The organism is Halobacteriovorax sp. XZX-3 (assembly GCF_043196495.1).
In the GTDB taxonomy this organism is placed as follows: domain Bacteria; phylum Bdellovibrionota; class Bacteriovoracia; order Bacteriovoracales; family Bacteriovoracaceae; genus Halobacteriovorax_A.
Window position 1 is genome coordinate 820045 of sequence record NZ_JBEBMO010000002.1, and the last position, 25661, is coordinate 845705.

General features: G+C 36.2%; 21 protein-coding genes. 8 read left to right on the top strand and 13 right to left on the bottom strand.

Features of this window, described 5'->3' with window-relative positions:
- Nucleotides 1–67: 67 nt before the first annotated feature.
- Nucleotides 68–265: a cold-shock protein gene (locus ABMA70_RS14450; protein WP_021267754.1), complete on the top strand. Its 198-nt coding sequence runs from the start codon at nucleotides 68–70 to the stop codon at nucleotides 263–265.
- Nucleotides 266–329: 64 nt separating this feature from the next.
- On the opposite strand, the gene ABMA70_RS14455 is transcribed toward ABMA70_RS14450, so the two are convergent.
- From ABMA70_RS14455 to ABMA70_RS14470, 4 genes are all read right to left on the bottom strand, one after another.
- Nucleotides 330–1166, bottom strand: coding sequence for a S1 RNA-binding domain-containing protein (locus ABMA70_RS14455; protein WP_103218067.1), 837 nt, complete (start codon nucleotides 1164–1166; stop codon nucleotides 330–332).
- The gene (locus ABMA70_RS14460) at nucleotides 1114–1467 is read right to left on the bottom strand and encodes a DUF1456 family protein (protein WP_103218066.1); all 354 of its coding nucleotides are present in this window, start codon (nucleotides 1465–1467) and stop codon (nucleotides 1114–1116) included. The genes ABMA70_RS14455 and ABMA70_RS14460 overlap by 53 nt, the downstream gene beginning before the upstream one ends.
- Nucleotides 1467–1850, bottom strand: a complete 384-nt coding sequence (locus ABMA70_RS14465) for an RNA-binding protein (protein WP_103218065.1) — start codon at nucleotides 1848–1850, stop codon at nucleotides 1467–1469. The genes ABMA70_RS14460 and ABMA70_RS14465 overlap by 1 nt, the downstream gene beginning before the upstream one ends.
- A 99-nt stretch (nucleotides 1851–1949) precedes the next feature.
- Nucleotides 1950–2816 carry a LysR family transcriptional regulator gene (locus ABMA70_RS14470; protein WP_103218064.1) on the bottom strand — a complete coding sequence of 289 codons (867 nt, stop codon included), beginning with the start codon at nucleotides 2814–2816 and terminating at the stop codon, nucleotides 1950–1952.
- 104 nt (nucleotides 2817–2920) lie between these two features.
- Between ABMA70_RS14470 and ABMA70_RS14475 the strand changes: the two genes are divergently transcribed.
- Nucleotides 2921–3460, top strand: coding sequence for a YceI family protein (locus ABMA70_RS14475; RefSeq protein WP_103218063.1), 540 nt, complete (start codon nucleotides 2921–2923; stop codon nucleotides 3458–3460).
- A 55-nt stretch (nucleotides 3461–3515) separates the two neighbouring features.
- Here the strand turns inward: ABMA70_RS14475 and ABMA70_RS14480 are convergent, their stop codons facing one another.
- Entirely contained in the window at nucleotides 3516–4787 is a 1272-nt protein-coding gene (locus ABMA70_RS14480) for a dicarboxylate/amino acid:cation symporter (protein WP_103218062.1), read from the bottom strand.
- A 78-nt stretch (nucleotides 4788–4865) separates the two neighbouring features.
- Between ABMA70_RS14480 and ABMA70_RS14485 the strand changes: the two genes are divergently transcribed.
- On the top strand, nucleotides 4866–5447 hold the full coding sequence (locus tag ABMA70_RS14485) for a DNA-3-methyladenine glycosylase I (protein WP_103218080.1): 582 nt from the start codon (nucleotides 4866–4868) through the stop codon (nucleotides 5445–5447).
- Nucleotides 5448–5449: 2 nt separating this feature from the next.
- Here the strand turns inward: ABMA70_RS14485 and ABMA70_RS14490 are convergent, their stop codons facing one another.
- The 4 genes from ABMA70_RS14490 to ABMA70_RS14505 form a co-directional block, all read right to left on the bottom strand.
- Nucleotides 5450–7252 (bottom strand): hypothetical protein, encoded by a 1803-nt coding sequence (locus ABMA70_RS14490; protein WP_392992516.1) that lies wholly within the window; start codon nucleotides 7250–7252, stop codon nucleotides 5450–5452.
- 8 nt (nucleotides 7253–7260) lie between these two features.
- Complete coding sequence (locus ABMA70_RS14495; RefSeq protein WP_392992514.1) at nucleotides 7261–9003, bottom strand: phosphatase PAP2 family protein; 1743 nt, start codon at nucleotides 9001–9003, stop codon at nucleotides 7261–7263.
- An 11-nt stretch (nucleotides 9004–9014) separates the two neighbouring features.
- Complete coding sequence (locus ABMA70_RS14500) at nucleotides 9015–11303, bottom strand: outer membrane protein assembly factor (RefSeq protein ID WP_392992512.1); 2289 nt, start codon at nucleotides 11301–11303, stop codon at nucleotides 9015–9017.
- Nucleotides 11304–11446: 143 nt separating this feature from the next.
- Nucleotides 11447–14569 carry an efflux RND transporter permease subunit gene (locus tag ABMA70_RS14505; RefSeq protein ID WP_103218058.1) on the bottom strand — a complete coding sequence of 1041 codons (3123 nt, stop codon included), beginning with the start codon at nucleotides 14567–14569 and terminating at the stop codon, nucleotides 11447–11449.
- A 145-nt stretch (nucleotides 14570–14714) separates the two neighbouring features.
- On the opposite strand from ABMA70_RS14505, the gene msrA reads away from it, so the two are divergent.
- From msrA to ABMA70_RS14525, 4 genes are all read left to right on the top strand, one after another.
- Entirely contained in the window at nucleotides 14715–15782 is a 1068-nt protein-coding gene (gene msrA / locus ABMA70_RS14510; protein WP_392992510.1) for a peptide-methionine (S)-S-oxide reductase MsrA, read from the top strand.
- Between the two features lie 74 nt (nucleotides 15783–15856).
- Entirely contained in the window at nucleotides 15857–17359 is a 1503-nt protein-coding gene (locus tag ABMA70_RS14515; RefSeq protein WP_392992508.1) for a hypothetical protein, read from the top strand.
- A 2-nt stretch (nucleotides 17360–17361) separates the two neighbouring features.
- Complete coding sequence (locus ABMA70_RS14520; RefSeq protein WP_146037856.1) at nucleotides 17362–17709, top strand: DUF333 domain-containing protein; 348 nt, start codon at nucleotides 17362–17364, stop codon at nucleotides 17707–17709.
- Entirely contained in the window at nucleotides 17702–18802 is a 1101-nt protein-coding gene (locus ABMA70_RS14525; RefSeq protein WP_392992506.1) for a hypothetical protein, read from the top strand. The genes ABMA70_RS14520 and ABMA70_RS14525 overlap by 8 nt, the downstream gene beginning before the upstream one ends.
- Here the strand turns inward: ABMA70_RS14525 and ABMA70_RS14530 are convergent.
- Nucleotides 18799–19920, bottom strand: coding sequence for a hypothetical protein (locus tag ABMA70_RS14530; RefSeq protein ID WP_392992504.1), 1122 nt, complete (start codon nucleotides 19918–19920; stop codon nucleotides 18799–18801). The two genes, ABMA70_RS14525 and ABMA70_RS14530, sit on opposite strands and share 4 nt — an antisense overlap.
- Nucleotides 19921–20014: 94 nt before the next feature.
- Complete coding sequence (locus ABMA70_RS14535) at nucleotides 20015–20920, bottom strand: DUF6607 family protein (RefSeq protein WP_103218052.1); 906 nt, start codon at nucleotides 20918–20920, stop codon at nucleotides 20015–20017.
- 195 nt (nucleotides 20921–21115) lie between these two features.
- Here ABMA70_RS14535 and ABMA70_RS14540 point away from each other — a divergent pair, with 195 nt between their 5' ends.
- The gene (locus tag ABMA70_RS14540; protein ID WP_103218051.1) at nucleotides 21116–23341 is read left to right on the top strand and encodes an NADP-dependent isocitrate dehydrogenase; all 2226 of its coding nucleotides are present in this window, start codon (nucleotides 21116–21118) and stop codon (nucleotides 23339–23341) included.
- A gap of 47 nt (nucleotides 23342–23388) precedes the next feature.
- On the opposite strand, the gene ABMA70_RS14545 is transcribed toward ABMA70_RS14540, so the two are convergent.
- Nucleotides 23389–24156 carry an STAS/SEC14 domain-containing protein gene (locus ABMA70_RS14545; protein ID WP_103218050.1) on the bottom strand — a complete coding sequence of 256 codons (768 nt, stop codon included), beginning with the start codon at nucleotides 24154–24156 and terminating at the stop codon, nucleotides 23389–23391.
- A gap of 84 nt (nucleotides 24157–24240) precedes the next feature.
- Entirely contained in the window at nucleotides 24241–25440 is a 1200-nt protein-coding gene (locus tag ABMA70_RS14550; protein WP_392992502.1) for a lytic murein transglycosylase, read from the bottom strand.
- Between the last annotated feature and the right edge of the window lie 221 nt (nucleotides 25441–25661).

A 25661-nucleotide genomic window follows, 5' to 3' on the forward strand; every position in this document is an offset into this window, starting at 1 on the left:
TTAGGAATTATGCAAACAGTAGGGTAAAATCGTATCTAACGAATAATTTTATTACGAGGTTAATTAAATGAGTACAGGTAAAGTTAAATTCTACAATTCAGCGAAAGGTTTTGGATTTATCACAAAAGATGACGGTGGAGATCTTTTCTTCCACATTTCATCAGTTCAAGGTGGAGAGCCAAATGACGGTGATAGCGTAGAATACGAATTAGGTGAAGGTCCTAAAGGTCCATGTGCCGTAAATGTAAAAGTAGTTCAAGGTTAATTTTTAATTATATAAATTGAGTACTTAAAAAAGAAGGCCCACATTTTGTGGGCCTTTCTTATTGTTATTGATTTAATTTTATTCCGTTATCTGAGATTGTAATTTTCTTGTCTTTATAGAGCATTCCAATTGTTTTCTTAAACGTCTTCTTACTCATATTTAGAAAGTTCTTAATGTCTTCCGGAGAACTTTTATCATTTAAGAAGCTAGAGCCACCATTTCTTTCTAGAAAGTCGATAATAATGTCTTTTGAGTCGACAAGGTTTTTAATCCCTTGCTCTTGTAGAGCAACATCGACAAGCCCATCTTCACGTAGCTTTTTAACGAATGCTTTAAAGTATTTTCCGCAAGAGACACGTTGAAAGATTTCATTTTTATAGATCATTCCAATGAATTTCTTATTTACGATAACTCTGAAACCTAAATCACTTTCTTGAGCGATAAAAATATCTACTTCATCTCCAACATTAATATCGAAGTCTGAAGACTCAATATACTTTCCAAGTTTTGTCGTCCCAAAGATTCGACCAGTACCTTCTTCTTTACAAATTCGAACAATATGAGATTCGTATTTTCTAACTTTTATTTTTTGCTCATTACCTGGAACAAGTAGGTCTTTAGAAGTTCCCAAGTCAAAGAATGCACCAAATTCTTGGATTTCAATTGCATCTAATAGGGCATACTCACCAACAACTGCAAGAGGAAGCTCTGTTGTTGCAACAAGTTCTCCTTGAGTATCTGGGTAAATAAAGGCCTTAACTTTTGAGCCCACTTCTATTTTTAGAGGCGCAAAGTTTTCTGGAAGAAATACCTGCTGGATATTTTCCTCGTCTACTAGCGTATATCCATTATGAAGTTTTTTTAGAACTTTTAGTGTATTGTTTTTTCCTATATGGAGCATCAGATTTTGCCTTTTTCTTGATTGGTGCTTTTGCTACTGGTTTGGCCTGTGACTTATAAGCTTGTGCCTTGGCTTCTCTTTCTTCACGTGTTCCGCGATTCTTAATGATTAGGCCATTAAGAAATTTTCTAAGAAGTTGATCACCACATTCTTTATAATTTGGATGGTCATCTTTTCTAAAAATTGCAGATAATTCAGATTTTGTAAGTTCAAAATCAACTAGCTTTAAGATTTCGATAATTTCAAAATCCTTAAGAGATAATGCGATTCTAAGCTTTTTTAAAATATCATTATTCGTCATTATTTCTTACCTAGGTGATCGAATAATTCATTTAGGCCACGACGGCGACGAGCTTTCTTTTTTTCAATAATTAGCTCTTGTGCCTCTTCTTTTTCAACCTTTGCTTTAGTCTCTTTCTTGTACTTCTTCTGCTCTTCAAAATTATCTTTAGCAATCGATACCTTAACAGTTCTTCCGTCTAGAGTTGTCCCATCAAGGCCCTTGATCGCATCTTGTGCGCTTTGCTCTTTTTGCATCTTGATAAATGCAATACCTTTGCTCTTTTGAGTTCCCGGAATTGTTAGTAGGTTCACGTCTTGAACACGGCCAAAGCGTGAAAAGATACCTTTTAATTGCTCAGCAGTGATCTTGTAGTTGAGATTACCGATATAAACAGTTTTCATTTCTTACCTTAATTTTATAGTGTTAATGGGGGCAACTTAGCACTAAATGCTTAAGAAATGGGAAAAAATGCTAGAATCAGGTAATTTATTTGCGCTATTTTAGAAGGAATCCCAGATATATTGGGCCACTTCTCCTAAATGGTGCTCTTTTTTGTGTCCTAAGCAAAAGGTGACTGGGACTTTACTCTCAAGATGCTTCAAGTGTACTAGTCGCCCGGCCTTTAGATCTTTCTCAATTAGTGGATAGGGAAGTCTTCCCCAACCAAAGCCATTTAGAATAATCTCTTTTTTCGACGGCGTATCTGTAACCCTCCACTTTAGAGAGTCCTCAATCACGCCAATATTTGTTGTGTCATCTGGAATTGTACTTCGTTGAATTATTTGTGGAAATTGTGCCAGGCCTTTAAAGTTTTGTTGGTTTTTAGGTAGATCAAGAAAAGGATGATCCTTTGCAACCACAAGATACATATCCACTTTACCAATAATTTTATAGTCAAAATTCTTGATACTTGAGAGGTCTTCAAAAATTGCTAAATCGACTCTATCGTTCAATAGCATTTTTTCTCCACTTAGGATTTCACGCTCAAGAATAATTTCTGTGGATGGGTAACGGGCCATGGCCTTCTTGATAATTGGATATAGTTTTTCAAGGCCATAAATTCCAGACACTGAAATGGATAATCTGGTTTCAACATTTGATGAAATTTGCTGAGTCTTGTGAATCAATTCATCATATTGCTTTGTAAGCTTTGAGGCCTCGATTAGAAATTCCTGACCTTTTGTTGTTATCTGTGGCCTATAAGATGAGCGATCGACGAGTTCGAAGCCTACTTGTTCCTCAAGATTGTTAATTGAGTAAATTACCGCAGACTTTGCCTTAGCTAGCTCTGAGGCTGCTTTAGTAAAGCTTCCGGCCTTTTCTAACGCCTGTAGGCATTTAATTTGTTCAATTGTTATCCAAATCATGGACTAATTATAGCACAAGATGTCCTTAATAATGATCTTTATTTTCTTCTATACTTTGTTAAGATATTTTAAAAATTATATCATAATTCAAATGGAGGAATATTATGAATAAACTTATGGTTATGGCCCTTGCGGTATTTACTGTATTTGCAACTTATGCTGAAAAAATTGATACTTCAAAATCTACTGTTTTCTGGCAAGGTACTAAAGTAACTGGTCGTCACTTCGGTACAGTTAAAATTAAATCAGGTGATGTTAAGCTTGAAAAAGGTCAACTAGTATCAGGAAAAGTTGTTGTAGATATGAACTCTTTTACTGCGACAGACCTTCAAGGTGAGTGGTTAGATAAGTTAAATGGTCACCTTAAAAATGAAGACTTCTTTCATGTTTCAAAGTACCCAACAGCTACTCTAGATATTAAAAAAGTTGAAGGTTTTACAGTAACTGCTGACCTTACAATTTTAGGAAAGACAAAAGAAGTTAAGTTTCTAGCGGCACAAAATGGTAAGAATTTTGTTGGTTCACTAGAGTTTAATCGTACAGACTTTGGTCTTAAGTATGGTTCTGCTTCTTTCTTCAAAAGCCTTGGTGACAAAGCGATTGATGATAAAGTTAGTTTAGCATTTGATGTTGTTGTAAAATAATTAAACTTTCTTAGACTCCAATAAAAAAGGCCGCTTTAAGCGGCCTTTTGTTTTTTTATGTTAATTTCTTATCTAAGTATCTTTGTGTAACAACTGCTCCAATAATATCACCCTCGACATTTACGGCCGTCCTAAAAGTATCAAGTGGTCTCTCGATTACTAAAAGAATACCAATTGCTTCAAGTGGAATTCCCGCGGCCAGAAGAACCATCTGCATCCCTGACATCGAGCCTGAAGGCATACCTGGTGCTCCTACTGAAGAGAGCATTGCCATAAAGAAGATAGAGAACATGGCAACACCTGAAAGCTCGATTCCATAAAGGTTAGCCAAAAAGATAGCTGCAATCCCTTCAAATAGTGCCGTCCCATCCATATTCATTGTTGCACCAAGTGGAAAGACAAAACCACTAACACCTTTAGAAACGCCTAGTTCTTCTTCACAAGTTTGCATTGTTACAGGAAGTGTTGCTGAACTTGAGGCAGTCGAAAGGGCAAGTAGTAGAGGCCTTGCCGTTTTCTTAAATAGTTTGATTGGGTTTAGTCCTCCAAAGAACCATGCAATTGATGGAAGAACGAGAAGCCCGTGTACCATTGTTGCCCCAAATACTAAGAGGGCAAAAGAGAGAAGCTCGGAGAAAATATCTCCCGATACCTTAACCTTAAAATCAAAAACGATAGCAAAAATACCAATTGGACTCAGATTAATAATCCAGTGGAGTACCCGATTAATGACTATATTGAGATCCTTAACGATTTGATAAAGGGGACTCGAGGTGTGATGAACTATTAGTAACGATAGGCCTAGAAGAAGAGCTGCCGTAACAATTCCAAGAATATTATTATTTGCAAGGGCATGGAATGGATTTACAAGTGCAGTTGTAAAAACGTTCTTAATGACAAGTGGTATTGAGTTAGAACCCTCTGCAATGAACTTAGCAGGCTTTTGCTGTTGGATTGAATCCTTAGTCTTAATTGTTACTCCAGAGTCTTTCCATGGATGAATGAAGAAGACTGCTGTTAGACCAATAAAGATTGCGATGATTGTTGTTGAGATATAGTAAGTGATCGTCACCATTCCCATGGACTTAAGTTTTGTGATTTCACCTATGCTGATTATCCCACCAATTAGTGAGAAGAAAATCATCGGAGCAATCATCATCTTAAGTGAACTGATGAAGACATCCTTAATCATAACGATTATTTGATAAATATCGGGAGGGTTTTTTGACGTTGCCCAAAGTGGATCACCAAAAATTGATCCTAAAATATATCCAAGTACACCTGCGACGAGTACCCAGAAGCTTAAGTTTTTGACTACTTTACTCATTTATTATCCTTTCTGAAAGTACATGAAGGTTTATTTTAATCCTTATTTATAATTTAAAAAAGGTTTATAATGATCGTTATGAAAGAAAGATGCCCGTGGTTAAAATTATCAAATAAACAATATGTCGATTATCATGATAAAGAGTGGGGAAGACCTGTTCACGATGATCGAACTCTCTTCGAATTCCTTATTCTAGAAGGTGCACAGGCGGGCCTTAGTTGGGAAACTGTATTAACTAAAAGAGAGCATTATCGTAAGGTTTTCCATAATTTTGATGTGAAGAAAGTTTCAAAAATCACACCGGCAAAGATTGAAAAACTCTTACTCGATCCGGGGATTATTAGAAATCGCCTAAAAGTTGAGTCAACAGTTTCAAATGCTAAGTACTTTATCGAAGTTCAAAAGGAGTTTGGAAGCTTTGATAAGTATATTTGGTCTTTTACAAATGGAAAGACTATCTATAATAGCTTTTCTGGCCTTAAAGATTATCCCTCAAAAACAGAGTTAAGTGACGCCATATCAAAAGATTTAAAAAAGAGGGGATTTCGCTTTGTTGGAAGCACTATCATATATGCTTTCTTACAGGCATGTGGAATTGTCCAAGACCATAGTCAAAATTGTTACTTGCACGGAAAGAAACTTAAAAAACTTGTTAAATGAGACTAGTAGAGATTTCCTCTAATATATCCCTGTCCCATGAGATCATTAAGTCCAATGATATTGACCATAGCTCTTTGAAGCTTTGGCCCTAGCTTAGAATTTCGAAGACTTTCAACTAAGAGAGCTGCCTTTTCCTTAGTAAGACCGTTAACACGCATTTTATGTAAAATATTATAAATCTTCTTTGCAAGCTTTAAGTTTTCAAGCTGCTTTAGCTTTCTTTTCTCACTTTGTGAGAGGCGATTCTGTTGCCCACTATGGGAGTCGTTGTATACATAATTCTCTCTTTCAAATTGACGTCTTTTAGCTTCATCAATCCAAATAAGAGAATTTGTATAATCAAAAGCTAAAGCGATTGATTCCCATAAATCAAAATCATCAACATTCATAATCTCTGAAATTGCCTTTGTTGAAAACATAAGAGAAGAGTGAATTTGTACCTTGCCATACTTCTTCTTTTTATCGAAATCAATTCTCATTCCATTATCAAGGTATCGTTCAAAGAGAAATTGCGCCTCATTATTTAGTTCACGGCCTGTGGCAATTTCATCAGAATATGAGTAACTAAGCTCCAAACTAAAGCTAGAGATAGCATCTTCATTTGTAGGAACGATCGCTTTTACTTCAAAGCTTCTATTTTCTTTTCCTGAAAATCCTTTATGATCAGTAATTTTCTTATGTTCGATAATGTCGTAATGGTAAGCATCGCCATTATTAAATGTCGTTGTATACTTGCCATCTTCTTTTATATAGCGAGCACCTGATTTCCAAAGAAGAAGATTTAAACCCCAATTGAACTCGCTATTTTTGATATCGCCTTCTTTTTGAATATAGAGATCAACGCTTTGATTTCTTTTTTCTTCAAGGTCTTGTAGCTTAGAAAAATCTTGAGCTAGAAAGCTTAGGTAAGCATCAAGTCCTTCTTTTGTACTAAGATCCACCTTGTAAACAAGTTCGTTGATCTTACTTTCTTTATTCTTGTAGTTAAAAACGATAGGAGAGTAACCTGCTGATCCATTGATACCGATAGATATAGGGAGATCAATTACTTCATCTAAGAAAACACTTAGTCCCAAACCTAGGCCTTTTGATCTCTCATTTAAGTTTTTAATTGTGATGAGCGCTATATCCTGCGCAGCTTTTTCGATGGTAATATCTAAGGCCTTCATTACTTTAAATTTAGCTTTTGGGCCGAAGCGATCAAGAACAGGAATGACTACATCAAGGAATTCTAACCAGATTAAATTCATGCGTGAAGCAAAGCCAGTCATGAGTATAGTATTAACTTGTTCTCCATCTTTGAGTTGATTAAGTTTCGCTCTTGTCATTGGAAGTTCGTTAACCTTCATATGATTAAGAGTTATTGCTTGTTCGTATGAATCAACCGTCGTCACTTTTGAAAACTTACGCTCTTCAATTGGAGCGCCCTGTAAAACGGGAACAAGCGTTTTAAATAGAAAGTTCGCACCGATATATGCCATCTGCTCCAGAACTGGTGCATTAAGTGTGACAGAGTCCACAACTAGGAATTGACCATTAATTGCAGGATAGATATTTCTTTGAACCTTGGGCCCATGCCATCCTTTTTGATAGATTGTTCCAAAATATTGAAGTTTTAGTTGTCCTTCAAGCCACTCTTCATTCTCTTGAAGCTCCTTAAGATTCTTCCAATTCTTATTAACTAGCTTCTCAATATCTTTTAAAACAGCATGGTTTTCATCTAACACAAAATCAAATGCCCAGGTACTAGAGCTAGTACCTAGAGCAATGATTATTGATAATATCAGAGTAAAAACAATCTTCAATTTACTTCCTAGTTCTCGTTATCAGTAGGTGAGAATACTAATTTGTAGTAGTCAATTGGCCAGGCCCTAAGATCTTTTTGACCTTCTACCTTGTATGTTACAGCACCACCGTTTAGGTCACCAGTTACTGGAGTAAATGTTACTGGGCCGTCTTGTTTTTTATCAAATAATTTGTACATTAACTTACCGGAAATCCATCCAATAAGCGCCCCTAGAGTAACATCTGAGAACCAATGAGCATTCTTATACACGCGAGCAAAACTTGTTAGTGCTGCTAATGAATAAGCTGCTATTGGAACGATTTTAGTGTCTTTAAATTCTGTGGCGAAAACTGTCATAACTGACCAAGCACCTGCAGAGTGACCTGAAGAGAAAGACGTATTATTTCGACCAAAGTTCACTCCATCAAAGTGATATGGGCCTTTCCCCTCACGAGGTCTTGCACGTGAACTCAATGACTTAAGTAGTTGAGTGGCCAATTGCCCAATTAACACTGCGCCAACACTTCTTACTGCTGCACGTTTAAATTGATCGTTTTTAAAAACAAGACCAATGGCCATTGATGCTCCAACTAGTGGCACAAGTCCGGCCGCTTCACCATAATTATTTGTGAAGTCAGTAATTGTCGTCAGAGTGTCGTTCTTATTATCCTGTACGAAATCCATTAGCGGGCGATCAAATGTCATCATAACACCTACAACACCAAGTGTTTTAAGCATAAGTGACTTCTCTGAATCAGAGAACTCGATTGGCATAAAGATTGAGCGATCACGCCCTTTTTTATTTTTTAGAAGCTCTTTTAAATCTGCATCGCTAAGAAGTGATTTTTTTATCTCACTACTATCTTGTATCGCTTGATTAAGCTCGCTTTCGCTTACCGCTGCTACTGCAATTCCTGCTTTCTTTAGGTCCTTTAGAACATTTCTAACTTCACGATCTTTAACATTACTACTTTCACTAAGAAGAAAAGCAACTTGTGCCATTCTCTCTTTCGCATCAATTAGCTTAGTTTGATGACTATTGTATAATTCAAATAGCTCTAGAAGGGCCTGTGCCTTTATACGACTGTCTTCATTTGAAGAAAGCTCTTGCATGAGTAGAGCTGCTTGATACTCATAGATATCTTTATCTTTTGTTTTCTTATTAAGCCAAATTTCATATTTAAAGTCTGATAGAGTTTTCTCTAAGCGCTTTGTTTTTGAATTACTAAGTTTACTTTGGATATCTGTTAGCATCATTGAATTTGGAAAGCTTCTCAAAAAGTCTTCTTGAACCATAATGGCTTCATTAACGATATCATTTGCACTTCCATCTTCTTTAACAAAATTACCAACAGGCATATTTTTAATATCAGTAGGTAGGTTCTGATTATAGAGGTCAGCAAGTTGGTAATGAATTGTCTCAGAGCTAGGATGATTTTTAACTAGCTTCTTTAATGAAAGAGAAAAGTTCGCATAGTCATTTAAATAATTCCCTTCATATAGCTCGTTTAATAACTTGATATCAACACCTTGATCTAAGGCCAGCTTTTGATCTTTTACGAGTGCCAGTTGATAACTTCTGGCCGCTTTACAGTGTTTTGCAGAGTCAGATAAATCTTGAGCGTCATTTAAAGCTGTTTGAAAATCTACTTCCTCGATCTTGATGTCTTTTTGAAGACGATCACAAACTTCGAGATTCTTTGCTTTTACACCCACAGTACCTAGTAAGGCCAAGGCAGTAATAAGTTGAGGTAATCGATTAAAATTCATATTTAATCTCCTTATAAGTTATAAGCAGGGTCATATTCCCCGATAATAAAGTAGAATGGTTTTGTTATATCTCCATCTTTACTTAGAAGTGGTATCGTTAGTCCTGCTTCAAATGTTTCTGAAACAAAGCCAGCATCCATTTTTGCCCTTAGGCCTAGTCCACCAACAAGTCTAAAGTCATCCATTGCTAATGAGCTATCTCCTGGAGTGAATGCATCAAGAAATAGAACTCCACTAAAGACATCTTTATAAATAGGCATACTATATGTAAGGTTGGCCGAGATCATTGAATTAGATCCTAGCTGCCCATCCTTACTAATTGACCCGTATTCAAATCCACGTATTGTTCCATTTCCTCCACCTTGAAGACGCTCGTAAAATGGAGTTTGTTCGGAGGCATAACCAAGAGTGATTCTTCCCGAAATACGGTGAGCTCCTCCATCTTGATTGCGGTAGAGTTCACGGGATGTCTGAGCATTTACAATACTTTTAAAAAACAAATCTTGCTTATTAAATGAAGGCAGTAGGTGAATAGAAATAGTACCGTTTGTTTTTAATCCCTTATCATTTGCATCTTCAAATCGATATGCAAATGAGCCGATAAGACCACTAACAACGTCTTTAGTATCAGATAGATCAATGTCAGAAGCATATTGTTGTGACAAACTATTAACAGAAATATACTCAAGCCTAGTACCTAGGCCAACTTTAATATTCTTTGTTAACTGTTTCTCAAAGAGAATACGAATAGCTGATTTATTTTCGTTATAATGAAAGCTTCTTTCAGTGTCGTGATTGGCCGCAATATTTAAACTAATATTTGAACCGAAAAGATGTTGGTCATTATAAACCAGCCCAATACGATTGATCTCTTTTGAAATCATTGTCGTTAGGGCCAATGAACTTCCCGTCCCAAATAGGTTTCCATCACTTAATGAAACACCAAAGCCTGCACCTCCATAAACGGATCCAAGAGAGAATTGGATAGTTTGAGTACTCTCTTCCTGTACCTGAATTATGATCTTACCCGCACTCTTAGTCATCGGGGTATAGTCAATTTTAACATCTCTAAAGAAACCACTTTTATATAGAGCGAGTATTGATTCATTGATTTTGTTCGTATTGACGATTTCTCCATTATAAATTGAGATCAGCTCGTAAATCGTTTCTGGCGTTGTTTTTGTATTACCGATAATTTCCATCTTTATAATTTTTTGGACAACACCTTCTTCTATATTTAAGGATGCGCTTCTTTTATTTTGATCATAATTCATTGTGATATGAGCAAATACATATCCTTTTTCACCATAGACTTCTCTTAGCTTTTGAATAGCTTCTCTCTGTTTTTTTATAGAAAAAACTGATGGTAATTTAATATTTAAAGTTTTTAAAATTTCTTCGTTAGAAAATACTTCATTACCACTAATCGATAATTGATCTAATTTTAGTTGATCATTTTCTTTAATAGTAAAAAGTAGATTTGCCTTTGTTTTTTCGATTTTAAATGATGGTGTAACTTCAATATTGATGAAGCCTTGCTCCATGTAATGTCTTTTGACTCTTTCGACGTCTTCAAGAAATGTGCTTTCAATGAATAGGTTTTTAGAAAAGAGGTGAGACTCTTTCGAAGAAATCAACTCTCTTAATTGTCTTGAGGTAAAAGTATTATTACCGTCGAAGTTGATATCGTTAATTTTAATTTGTTCTGAGTTAAGATAAATATCGAAGAAGATACTAATTTCATCTTCCTTATCAAGCTTTAACTTCTTAGCAACTTTAGTAAGTGCATGGCCTTTTGACTTATAGAACTCACTAATTGTATTTAAATCTTCAAGCATTTGTTTTGACTTGAAGAAAGCTCCACGACGAAGTGAAAGCTTTGATCTAAGATCACTTTCAATATCATTTTCTAGGTTTTGATTATCAAATACTCTAATAATAACTCTTTTTATGAGTCTCTTTTTTTGCATTTCAAATTTTATCGAAACGCTAGCTTCGTTAAGAGGAAGAACTTCTAGCTCTACATTTTCATAGAGATCATCATTTTCTTCTTTTAGTTTTTCCAAATCATTGGTGATTTTTTCGATATCAAGATTTTCGCCTTCACGAGACTCAATATCATTTATACCAAAGATTAGTTTCTCTGCGACATCTTCACCTAGATCATTGTGAATTAATAACTGTTCAATTTTGAGTTGAAGTTCAGTCGTCGTATCCTGGCCAAAGCTCGTAGGAGTACATAAAAGGTAAGTACCTAGCATCAGGATAAGAAATTTCTTCAAAATATTGAATTTGCTCATATGAAGAAATTATCATTATTTAGTCACTGGAATTAGTGTTTTGAAAAAACGTAAAGGGCCGTAAATAAAATGGACAAGATTTTTTATTGAATGGATACCTGATATTAACGGCCATAAGGACATAATATCAGGTACTTAATAATCTATTTCTCGCTTAGAAAGGCTTCTTCTTCTGGTATATCTTGAGTCACTAAAAACCTCGATAAATATGAGAAGATCGCCGGTGTTAGAAATAATGTAATGACTGTCGAGATAGCAAGACCCCAGCCCATTGTAAGCATCATCTCTGATAACATTGAATCGTATCCCGCAAAACCGTAGGCCGTAGGAAGTACCCCAATAACAGTTGTTAGTGTTGTCAGGATAATTGCTCTAAGTCTTGTTGAAGAGATTTCACCAATCTGCTTGTAAAGATCCTTCTTATCTGTCGTAAACTTAGTATCATTGATTAACTTATCAATGAGGACTATTGAATCATTGACTACAACCCCAACCATTCCTAGTGCACCGATGACTGCAAAGAATCCAAAAATTTCCATACTGTGTGCCATAAGAATATAAATAACTCCGGATACCCCAATTGGAATAATCGTCATAATTATTAGTGGGGCCGAGAGTGATTTAAACTGTATCGTTAAGATCATATAAATTAAAGCAATGACAAGAAAACCTGCCATCATAAAGTCTCCTGTAGACTCCCTCGTTTCCTCAATTTCACCAACAAAGTTAATAATTGAAGATGGATACTTTTTAAGAATTTCTGGAAAAACTTCATTCTCATAGTAATCGGCTACTTCTAAAGGAGTAACACCAGAGCTTTCTTCAATATCAGAGTAGACCATTGTCGTTCTTTTAAAGTCGACACGCTCAATATTAGAAGGTTTTACAACTTCTTCAATTGTTATAAAACGTGAGATAGGAACATAGCCACCCGTACCGTTATCAATTCTTAGTTGCTTTAATCTTTCGATATCAACTTTGTAATTCTTAGCGACAGTAAGTCTTACTTCAACCTCTTCATCAGTACTTTTAAGAGTATAAAGAACTGTTCCTTGGACAAATGTACGTAGGGAAGTGGTAACGTCACTTGGAGTAAGGCCAAATCTTAAAATTTCATTTTGATTAATTTTAAAGTTATACTCTTTAGTATTAATAGGTCTTTCAATCTCAACGTTTTTAAGAGTTTTATTGGCCTTTTGATTTTCTGCAAGTATATTTGCAATCTCAGCTCTAATCTTGTCATCATTTTCTTGAATTTGAATTTCAATCGTTGAACCAGAACCACTTCCCCAGCGAGATTTAAAGAAGCGCACTTCTTCAATATTTGGAGTGTCTTTCATTCTTTCTTTTAAAATATCAATGATTTGATTTGCCGAAAGTTCTCTTTCATCTGCAGGTAAAATTTCAACATTGATATTTGCACGATTGTAATTAACGGCACCACCACGTCTTGATTGACCTACATTTGAACGGAAACCAACAATACTTAATTCCTTAGTCGAGGCAAGTAGAATATCTTCAATTGGTTTAAGATACTCATTCATTTCATCTTTTGAAGTTCCTTTTTTAGTGTAAACACTTAAACTCAATTCCTTACTTTCTTCTCTTGGAAACATCACAAATTTAAGTTTTGTTTTGAAAAGATATCCCGAAAGGGCAGTGGATGCGATGAAGATCACAACAATTAGGGCGCGATAATTTAAGGCCTTCTCTAAGGTATTTGCATAAATTGCTTCATATTTTCTAAACCAACTTACTTCATGTTTCTTCTTAGGTTTTCTCTGGAAAACGTGTGCTGGAAGTACTGTGAAGGATTCAAGTAATGAGGCAACGAGCATCATCGTAATAATAAAGGGAAGAACGTAGACGAATTTTCCAAACCATCCACCAAAGAATAAGAGAGGCAGGAAGGCCACACAAGTTGTCGCAATTGCACTTGTGATAGGCATTAGAAGACTCGCAGCATTTGCTGTTACCTTATCCATTAACTCTTTTAAAGTCCCTTTGTGATCTTCTGTAATTCGGCCTATATTCTCAGCTACAATAATGGCATCATCTACGACAATTCCCATTACAATGATGATCGCAGCAAGAGTCATATTATTGATTGTGTAATCAAAAATGAGCATACAAATAAGGGTGAAGCATAGTGTGAATGGGATCCCCATACTGACCCATATTCCTGATTTAAAATCGAGAAATAAAAAGAGAACGAGAACAATAAGAGCAAAACCAAGTAGTCCGTTACTGGCGACAATGGCAAGTCTATTTTTTACATCGTATGACTCATCATCAAGTGTTACGATTTTCAAATCATCGAGCTGTCCTTTCTTGTATTTTTCAATGAAGGCAACGGTCGCTTTATTTGCTTCAAGAATATCAACATTGTGACTCTTCTTTAAGTTGAGCATGATTCCTTCATGGCCATTAATTTTATAGATGCTATTAGTTTTTTCAAAAGATTTTCTAAAAGTTGCTATTTGATCAAGAGTAACACCTTCACCATCGTAGTTACCTGTAACAAGAAGGTCTTTAAAATCACTTTCATCAATAAGTTCATTAATTGAAGTTACTTTAGATTGCTGTGTATCTTCTAAAACTCCGATAGGAGCACGAATATGACTTTCTCTTAAGCTTGAAACAACTTTGTGGATTGATATTTTATTTTCCTTTATCTTAGTAGGACTAAGTAGGATATGATTTTCTGGATCAAGATAACCACTGCGATCAACACCTGATACTGAAGGTAGTGTCTTTACTTGAGTTTCAAAATTTCTAACTAATTGTTGAAGGCGATCACGGTCTTTAACTGATAGGTCTCTTTTACCCTCAAGATAGAATCCAATATCAATATATGCTTTTTCAGAAGATTTAAATTGATGAAAAGTTGGGAGTTCGGCTTCATTAGGAAGATCTGCACGAAGTGCCGCATCTTGTATGTCGAGGTAAACTTCTCTCGGGTTCGGGTAGTTCTCAAGCATCACAACTGTAACAGAACTTGAACCTGTTGAAGAAACTGAGCGCACTTCTTCGATACCTGCAACGTTCTTTAACTCTTCTTCAATGGGCTTTGTAATAAAAAATTCCACATCCTCTGCACTTGCCCCTGGAAAAACAGTCATGATTCGAACATAAGGTGATTCAAAGTCTGGCATTTCTTCCTTTGGAATTTTAGTCCACGCAAAGATTGCGATGACAAAGACACTGAAGAATAAAACGTTAGAGATTAGAAGATTATCGATAAAGTATTGTATAAATTTTTTCATATTCTAATTTTAAGTAGCCAAAATCACGAGGTCAAACTCTTTCAGTCGGCCATAGTTCCTTGTGTTAAGATTAGGATGTAACAATTTAGTTTTGCGCTACGAATACTTATACGAAGGAAGTAGAAGAAAGTTTCACGGAGGTAAAATGAAGTTTGTTCTCTTAACTATATTGATTGCGTTAAGTACCTGTATTCATGCAGCTAAAGAAACTGCGGTATTTGGCGGAGGCTGCTTCTGGTGTATGGAAGCTCCATTTGAAAAACTTAAAGGTGTAAGCTCTGTTGTCTCTGGCTATATGGGAGGAACAAAAGAGAGTCCAAGTTATCAGGAAGTTTCAAGTGGTAGTAGTGGACATGTTGAGGTTGTACAAGTGACATACGACAACTCACTTGTCAGTTATGAAGATCTCCTTGAAATTTATTGGCAAAATATTGATCCGACTGATAGTGGAGGTCAATTCGCTGACCGTGGTAGTCAGTACCGCACTGTGATTTTTGTCACCAATGAGAAACAAAAGCAAATAGCTCTAAATTCGAAAAATAATCTTGAAGCCTGTAAGAAGTATGACAAACCAATTGTGACTGCTATTGAGATGGCACATAAATTTTTTCCAGCAGAAGATTATCATCAAGATTATTATAAAAAGAATCCGATAAGCTATAATACCTATAAAGAATTATCTGGACGTGGTGGCTATATTCGCGATGTCGCTTCAAGACCTTTAAAGTGTGAAAAGAAAGAAATAAAACAAGCAAAAGAAAATAAGGATAAAGTTATGTACAAGAAACCTGATCTAAAAGAATTAAAAGAAAAACTAACGCCTCTTGAATTTGAAGTGACTCAAAATGATGCTACAGAGAGACCTTTTGCTAATAAGTACTGGGACAATAAAGAAGAGGGGATTTACGTTGATGTTGCAACAGGTGAGCCCCTTTTTAGCTCTCTTGATAAGTATGACTCTGGTTCGGGATGGCCTGCATTCACAAAGCCTATTGATCAAAAAGTGGTAAGTATGAAAGAAGATACTAAGCTATTTATGACAAGAACTGAGGTGCGCTCATCAAGTGGAGACTCTCATCTTGGTCACGTCTTTGATGATGGCCCAGGCCCAGATGGAAAGCGCTATTGCATAAATTCTGCGGCCATGCGCTTTATCCCAAAGGCCGATCTAGAAAAAGAAGGCTATGGCCAGTACCTTTCATTATTTAAGTAATTGAAATTACATTCTAATTTAAGCTGATTTCTTTAAAGATTAGGCCCAAGTCACCGATAAGACGACGAGGGCCTATGAGAAGATTATTTACCTATTTAATTGTATTCAATATCACGTTTAATTCATTTGCATCATGTGGTGGTGTTCTTAAGTCATTTCTTGGAATGAGAAAGAGTTCTTTCTACGATACTCCTGAATATGCACTTAAACAGAAGATCAATAAGCTTGAGATCTTAAATAATCGTTTAAGAAACTCAAGTGAACATCAAGAGCCTGCTACAACTTTGGCCATTTGGAAAAAGATTGAAAGGCTTGATAATAATATTTTTACAAAACATTACTCTGTTAACGTAAGAGACTGGGAAGTCTTTTTTCGCGACTTTGAGATGAATTTCATTTCATTTCAAAGGCTTTCAGATATTAATAAAAAGTTTGAGTCGACAGAGATTACAAAAGCAAAGTTAAAAAGCTACATCGCCTCAAAGGGTTATGCGAGTGAGTTTCAAGATTTTATTCTTTCTAAGTTTGAAAATTCACCTAATGCTGAAATATTCAAAATTCAATTAGATAAAGAGATTCAAAGTAATCTGCTTCATATTGGTAATCACTACTACGAGTATAGACTTGTGAGAGAACACCTAAGGGATTTAAACGGGAGTGATCTTTGTAATAGTGAATGTGAGGCCCAGCTAAAAACACTTCTTGCTAATCTAGGGGTAGAGAGTGAAAAGGAACAGCGAAGTTTACCTGTATTCTTTAAAGGGGTGGAAAGACCAGATCTTGAAGAGCTTAATAAGGTTGTTCACGAAAACCCTGTTGCCTTATTAACAAAGCTTAAGAAGGAGAGAAACGCTGAGGTTGTAAACTGGCTTATCTCTTTAATGCTGCAACCAGAAATCATTGATTCGATTATGGGGCTGGTTTATAAATCAAAAAGAATAGGAAAGTATCGTGCTGTTCGTATCTTTCAAGCTTTCTATAATGCACAAGCAAGAACGATTCATTTTCCAAAAATCAATAGTATTGTTAAGAGTTTTAAGAATGATGTGGAAAAGAGTTATTCTCATTTAAAGAATGTAAATACATCTGTTCCAAAAGATGAAATTCTTGTTACTTTTGCAAGAATGGTTGATGCACTTGCTGTTAAGAAGTGGAAGATATTAAAAGAACATGCCAAAACAGCAGACCCAAAATTTTATGAGCGTATGATGGCCGCGGAAGAGAAGGCAATTGCTCGTGGTGATATCAGTATTACCCATAAAAGAAGCCTAATTGGTCAACTTATTCAATTTGTTCCAGCTTCAACTCCTATTTATCTCTATCAGAGGTCAAAATTAGAAGAGAGAGCAACTGTTACTGAAGTTGATGAGAACGGTGAAGAAATAGATTCAAAGTCTGAAGAATCTAGTCCAGAAGTTACAATTGAGCACGGTGATGAGATGGACCTTGCACTTGAGGAAGTTGCTGAAGTTATGGCCGAAGTACAAGAGACGCAACGAAATCCTTCTTCAATTGAAGGTAGTTGGATTGAAAGATTCTTTAGTCGCATTGAATCCTTCTTTAGAGCAGAAGGTTAGTCATGAAATTGTTAATACTCATACTCTTGCCATTTATCTCCTTGGCAGTAGAAAAAGATTTTCAAATCATGAAAATCTATAAGAAAGGTCAGTTTAGAGAAGTCAAAATCTATAAGGGGAAGAACAACTCTCTCATGAATAAAGAATGTCTAAGTTCTAAAGTTTGTCAAAATGCTAAAACTACACCAAAGAAGGGCACAGGGCTTACTGGCCATCCAGGTTCTAAGGCCTGCAAAGAATTTAGAAATAGTCAGTATAAAATTTTAAAAGATAAGGATAATAATCAGTACGGCTTTTGCCTTTTTTCTGATGGAAGCTTAAAGAGTGCATGGAGCTTAATCCATGATTAGAAAATTTATTATTCTACTTCTTACTCTTCCTGTTCTTGCTTTTGAAATTACTGAAGACATGCGCTGGAAAGAGTATGAGCATGCAGCTTATCAATATCTTCCACCAATGGGGAGTGAGAAAGTTGTTAAACAAATTGATGTGAAGACGAATCCAATCGTTCGTGATCAGGATGGATTTGGAACATGTTATTTATTTGCCATGACTTCTCTAATGGATCAATCATGCCTGAAAAGTGGCAATTGTACTAAAGACGATCAAATTTCTGTTTTAGATGTTCTAGGTAAGACACAGTTAAAATCAGGAACTCAAAGTGAGTTTCTAGGGCTTAATGGTGGTAATCTAACACAGGTTATTGATGCTTTAACAAAAGGTGAGAAGGTTAGCTTAAAATTTGCCAAAGAAGAATGTGCTCCTTATCAACAAATTGAAAATTACAACAACCCAGATAATGACTTTCGTATTGTGGACTATCCTCAGCTTCTCGCTATTAATGAGATCTACCATCAGGTCAAAGATAACTCTTTAAAGGATGGTGTTTGTAATAAGTGTACTGAAGACTTTTTTAAAGACTTCTTTCCTTTTAGTTCTGAGATGTTAGATAGCCTCTCTCGTGCGGCAACAAAGATTACTTCAATTAATGCCTTCGAGGAATTTTTAAATGAAGTTTTAATCCCTCAAAAATGCAAAGAGGATAAGACTCAGATTAAGCTTCCTCCTATGGGATTTAAGCAAGAGCGAATCACAGAAGTTGATAAGTTTAGAGAAAAAATGATCGATCTTTTTGAAAAGGATAAATCCGCTGCAATTTCTAGCTGTACTTGGACTCGTTATTGTGATGACCCTTCAGTTAAGTATATGGAGATGTGTCCAAAAGAGCAGAGGCAGCGCTACTGTGGAGGACATGCTTACTTATTAAGTGGTTTTCGCCAGATTTGTGACAATGGTAAGAATTGTCGAAATCAGTACCGTGTCCACAATAGCTGGGGAAAGAACTTTGATGTCTTCAATGATAGCGGATGGGTAAATGAAGACTCCCTATTTAAGGCCTATAAAGACTTAGGTAATCAACTTGTTACTTATACTGAAGATTAATTAGTAGCATCTAGTCTTACTTTACATGTCGAACTCTTTGTTTGAACGTCATTAATTTTAAGATTTGGGTACTTTCTTAATTTCTTTAAAGCTCTTCTTTCCATATTATAAAATGAGCTCTCTATGACTAATTCGTCACAGCCCTGTGTCCATTTTTTTGTAACTTTAAAAAACTTATTTACTTCTTGAACAATACGCGTATCGACAATATAGTCTTCAGTTTTGGTCACGCCACAGTCATAGCACTCATCCATCATCGTTTTGTAGTTGAGTTTTGCAACAATATCCGGAAACATATAAGAAAGTGTGTCTTTTGCATGCTCTCTAATATTATCAATATTGTCGCTCAGGGAGCTTCCATTACAAGTGTATGTTAGGTAATCTTTAAACGTATCCTTCATTGAAGTAATTGTTGATTCTGCTAACTGGACACAATCTTCATATTCTCTACAATCTTCTGTCATGTACTCATCAAAGTGTGCTACTTCTTCATCAATATGCTGGCAGACAATGTCTTGCCTTTTATCAAATGCAAGTAGGTCATAGAGGCCCGTCATTTTTGTATTGTCGTAGTAAGTGAGGTCTTGGATAAGATCACCAAGATTTATCTTCTTCTGTCTATCTAGTTCATTAAGAAGTTCTTTCTCTGCACTTGAGATACCATTGTCTGATTTATTTTTGGCAGCAACGAGTTGCCCTAATTCGTTAATAAGGGGGTAGTTCTCTTTAACTTTGTCTGGATTATTCTTTATGTACTGGATAGCGGCCGTTAGCTTTTGTTCGTCGCTAACATTCTTTATGCTGATATTCATTTCTGTAGCGTGTCGCTTATTAAGGATCCAAAAATTATCATATGATGAGTCTTTGTATAGTTTATCAAAATTTTCGATACTTTCATTTTCAAGGTATTTTGTCAGGGTCTCTCTTACTAGAAAGTCTTTGTAACGAGAACCTTCTACGATTTGAATAACACGTGATGGCGTTTCTTGGGCAAGCTTATCCATACATTCATTTTGACATTCGCCCAGCTCGTATTGAGTGCCATCTGGTGCATAGTAGAGCTTTGCCTGTGTAGAAAGTGTACAAAGTGTAAATAAAAAGAACAGATGCTTTTTCATAAGTGCCCATAATTGTTTAGTTCAAATTATATCTACCTATTTAAAAGCAATTGGAATGCCAAAAAGGGCCCCGCTAGGAGAGGCCCTGTTTTTTCTATCTAAGGATATGGTTTTGAATAATTGTTTTGATTTTTTGAGTTGATTCTTTTGAGTCGTAAGCAGGTCTTGTGCTCATTTGATCATCTAGTTCAAATAGTCTTGCCCATAGAGGAGCACCTGTTTTCTTAAAATCAATCTTCACTGAATCTTCAGAGTAAAGCTCTTTGTTCCATACATTAACGACGTCACGCCAGAAATACTTATGAGTCTTCCACCATTCAATCGCCGGTTGACAACGGCTATCATCAACTTTCTGGTAAGTATTGTAGCTCTTCTCCATTGCAAGTTTAAGCTCCATTCCATTTTCAAGCATATTAACTTTGATATTATCTTGGTCGTGAACGTGGCCATATGAAGTCTGTTCATGGCGATTTGTTCTTCTTAAAACGTTATAGTCTGATCTGATTGAGAATTCACGTCTTGGTAGAGGAGCATTAGCTGTACATTCCCAATATGAGTTTGTATCTGTGTGAATCCATGGTGCAGAACATTCATATCTTGGAGAGTCATCTACTTGATAGACTCTTTGTACCCAATTTCCTTGTGGGTTTTTTACGGCCTTGTTATTCCAATTACTAAAGCCTCTGTAATCGAGAGCATTCGCTGCTTCCCAGTCCCATTGCTGTCTCCAGTGCTTAACGATGGCATGTGGAGTAACTAGAATATGTTGAATATTAACCATGTCTTCATTTTCTGAATCGACAAAGATCCACTCAAGGGCCCCTGAGGCATAGCGATCGTAGAAGTCATAATCATTGCTATAGGCGAAAGTTTCAGACGATTGAAACTTAATGGCATAGCATCCTGTCATTTTTTTAATTTCTTGGATGTCTTTATTCTTATCAATTGTTAGTCCTGCAAGTGCTGGAAGTGCAAGAGCAAGAAGCACTAGAAATTTCATATTTTCTCCCTCGTAATTGGTTACATGTGGTATAGAGGTTGATTATTGAAACTTGTGTATGATTTGTCAAACTTATTTGAGCTAAATAATAAGGATTACTTTTCCGTGATGCGCAGCCAATGGACGAAGTAGTTGGTTTTATTATAGGATAAGACGTTTTATTATCAGTTCATAACAAATAACACGGGATGTAAAATGTCTAATGGATCAAAAATCATTTACACAATTACTGACGAAGCGCCAGCGCTAGCGACTCAGTCACTTCTTCCAATCGTAAAAGCTTTTACGAAGCATGCAGGTATCAATGTTGAAACTCGCGATATCTCTCTTGCAGGAAGAATTCTTGCTCACTTTCCAGAATTTCTTTCTGAAGAGCAAAAGCAATCAGATGATCTAGCTTACCTAGGTGAGTTAGCAAAACAAGCAGAAGCTAATATCATTAAGCTTCCAAATATTTCTGCATCAATTCCTCAGCTTTCAGCTGCAATTAAAGAACTTCAAGACCACGGTTTTAAAATTCCTAATTACCCAGATGCACCATCGACTGATGAAGAAAAAGACATTGCTTCTCGTTATGCGAAAGTTCTTGGTTCAGCAGTAAACCCAGTTCTTCGTGAGGGGAACTCTGACCGTCGTGTTGCTGGGCCGGTTAAAGAATATGCAAAAGCTAATCCACACAGAATGGGAGCTTGGTCAAAAGACTCTAAGTCACACGTTGCACACATGGATGCAAATGACTTTTATGGTTCTGAAAAATCAGCAATCATGCCTAAAGCAACTGATGTAAAAATCACTCTTAAGCAAAATGATGGATCTGAAGTAGTTCTAAAAGAAAAAGTATCTCTTCTTCAAGACGAAATCATCGATGCAGGTGTAATGAGTGCAAAAGCACTTAGAGAATTCTTCGCTAAGAATATTCAAGATGCGAAAGAAAAAGATATTCTTTTTTCTGTTCACCTAAAAGCAACAATGATGAAGGTAAGTGATCCTATTATGTTTGGTCACTGTGTTGAAGTTTACTTCAAAGACGTATTTGAAAAATATGCAGCTGAGTTCAAAGAGCTTGGTGTAAATTCTGCTAACGGACTTGGCTCTGTTTATTCTAAGCTTTCTGGCCTTCCTGCTGAAAAGAAAGCTGAGATCGAAGGTGCACTTGATCTAGCAATCGAGAATGGGCCACGTCTAGCAATGGTTGATTCTGATAAAGGAATCACAAACCTACACGTTCCATCTGATGTTATTATCGATGCTTCAATGCCTGCAGCAATTAGAACTTCTGGGCAAATGTGGAATAAAGATAATAAGCAAGAAGATACTAAATTCTGTATTCCAGATAGAAGTTACGCTCAAATGTACCAAGAAGTAATTTCGTTCTGTAAAGAGAACGGAGCATTTGATCCTAAGACAATGGGAACAGTTCCAAACGTTGGTCTTATGGCAAAGAAAGCTGAAGAATATGGTTCACACGATAAGACATTTAAAATCCCTGCGGCCGGTGTTGTAGAGGTTACTGATTCAGAAGGTAACACAGTATTTACTCACGAGGTTTCAGAGGGTGATATCTGGAGAATGTGTCAAACTAAAGACGTTGCAGTACGTGACTGGGTTAAGCTTGGTGTAACTCGTGCTCGTCTTACTAATACTCCGGCAGTATTCTGGCTTGATGAAAACCGTGGCCACGACGCTAACCTAATTAAGAAAGTAAATGAGTACTTAAAAGATCACGATACAGCGGGACTTGAAATTAAAATCCTAGATCCTGTTAAAGCAATCCGTTACTCAATGGAGAGAATCATTAAAGGTGAAGATACTATTTCTGTGACAGGTAACGTTCTTCGTGACTACCTAACAGATCTTTTCCCAATTCTTGAACTTGGAACTTCTGCAAAGATGCTTTCAATTGTACCTCTTCTTGCAGGTGGTGGATTATTTGAAACTGGTGCCGGTGGATCAGCTCCTAAGCACGTACAACAATTTACTGGTGAAAATCACTTAAGATGGGACTCTCTAGGAGAGTTCTTAGCACTAGGTGTTTCTCTTGAAGATCTTGCAATTAAAACAGGTAATGCAAAGGCAACTGTTCTTGCAAAAACTCTAGATGAAGCAAATACTGCATTTCTAAAGAATGATAAGTCTCCATCAAGAAAAGTAGGTGAGCTTGATAATAGAGGTTCTCACTACTTCTTAGCTCAGTACTGGGCAAAAGCACTTGCTGATCAAAATGAAGATGCTGAGCTTAAAGAAATCTTTACTCCTGTTGCTTCAAACCTTGTTGAAAATGAAGCAAAGATTGTTGAAGAGTTAAATAGCGCACAAGGTGGAGCCGTTGATATGGGTGGTTACTATCATCCAAATTTAGAGCTTGTTGCAAAGGCAATGAGACCATCAGCTACTTTCAATTCAGTAATTGATTCACTTTAATTCATACAGTGATAAATAAAAAGGCCCTCTAAAAAGAGGGCCTTCTTTCATACGGCACGCATTGTATCTTTCGATTCAATATTTCTCAGCCAATTCCTTGCGTCGTTAATCGCACCGTACTCAAAGACTGCTACATCAACACTTTCTAAATGATCACTTACAACTGAGGCAGAGTTTCTAATCAACTCATTACTTGTGCAAATTCCAACCTTCTCAATGTGCTGTCGATTATCTTTAAGAAACTCAAAGTGTCTTAGGAGAGATCTTAAGTCATCCCAACCTGGAAATTGTTCTGAGTTTAGAATAATTCCTGAAATTACTTTTGTTTCTTTATAAACTTGATTAAGTAAGTTTTGAATCTTTTCAAAATCATTGACTCGCAATGGATGGTAAGAAGTTAGCGTAAGAATGTTGTCATTCTTATCGAAGTGAAATTCGATATCGGACTCTACTTCACGCATAAGCCAGTCTTTGGCCTCATCGAGTTCATTGATTTTATATGACTTAAAATCAATTGGAATGATTGGCGCAAATAATTTTACGGCCCCTGTTATTAGTGCACTATCTGTAACTACTGCACACCTTTTCATAACATTAAAATATTTTAGGCCCATGGCCGTATCTTCAAATACTGCCCCTGGAGTGTATCCTTCGTATGTTTCATTTAAGTAGAAGAGTACACCAACTTTTTCTTCTTTTTTTAGGGCCTCATCTAAAATCGGTTCAAGCACATTAATATAGTCGTCTTTTGTAATACGTCCTGATCCCTCGATACCGACGATACCCTTTTGTAATCCTTTCATTACTTTCAACATATATTCTCCTTTCCGGTGAAGTGTTTACTTAGATAGTGACTACTTCATCGGAAAGGGGATTGATGTTTTGACTTAAGATTTTATTTATTTTGCAAGAATTTGATCGGCCAAATCTTTAGTTAAATAGCCGTCTGGAATGATATCTTCTGATACTTGAAATCTTTGGATTGCTGCCGTCGTTTGTTTTCCTGGAATCCCATCAACTGGCCCAGCATCGAGCCCTAACTCGTTTAATTTTGCTTGAATTTTCTTTGCCATTTCAAATGACATAAATGACTCTTCATCTAAATTAAACTTACTAAAATAATCACCACGTTTTGCAATAAGATCAGAAAGAATTCCAATCCCTAGAGCGTACTTTTCTGAATTATTCCATTTAAAGATAGTAAAGAAGTTAGGGTAAACAATAAATGCTGGCCCATTTGCTCCTTGTGGAAGGTAGATTGCAGTTTTCCCACTTGTGTAAGGCAGTTGAGTTCCACCTCTTAATGTGATTCCGCGATCTATCCAATACTGCAGATCTTCTTTATATTTTAATCCACTATGAAAGTAGTCAAAGTCGCTTGGTAGATCAATTTCATGTCCCCAGCTTTCATCACCATTCCAGCCAACTTTTGATAGGAAGTTTGCTGATGAACCTAAGAAGTCACGTTGGTTTTCCCACATATTTATTTGACCATCTTTATCGTAGTCGATGGCATAAGCTAGCATTGTTGAAGGCATGAATTGAGTCGAGCCCATCGCTCCTGCCCATGATCCCTGCATACGTTCACTAGGGTATGAGTAAATTCCCTTTTGCAGCATTGTAAGAGCATTAACTAATTCTCTCTTGAAAAATGCTGAGCGGCGGCCATCATATGAAAGAGTCGCAAGAGAGCGGATAATATCGAGCTTGCCTGTAATCGAAGAAAAGTTTGTTTCAAGGGCCCAGAATGATAAGAGGAAGCGATCTTGAAAATTAAAATCGTTATCAATATCGATAAAAATATCTTCAAGCTCGGCCTGATATCTTTGGCCTTTCTCGATTCTTGTCTCACTAATAACGATATCTAAGTATCGGCCAACACTCATGACAAACTCAGGTTGTCTGCGATCATATTTGATAACATCTTCATTAAAAGTAACACCATCAAAGGCATCATCTAGTAAGGCATACGAAAAGCCATGCTCTTGATTAAGTTCAATCTTAAGCTCATTAAGCCAATCATTGAACTCAGTTGTAGGAGTAGTGGAAGTGGCAAAAATATTAATTGCCATAAGCGTTATTGTGATTAGTTTCTTCATTGGATGAAGGTACACGTTGGGGTTCTCTATTTGAAGACGCAGGTAGTCTATTGTCAGTTTTTTTATGAATTAGCATTCTAAGTATCTAAAATCTTATTCTAGTTAAGTGTCTAAACTTTAGAACTCATAGAAACATTTTCAATTTAATCTAGAGTAAAGCTCATAAGTGCTACCTTATTTGTAATTCAATCGGACAAAAACACAGACACCCTAGGGAGACG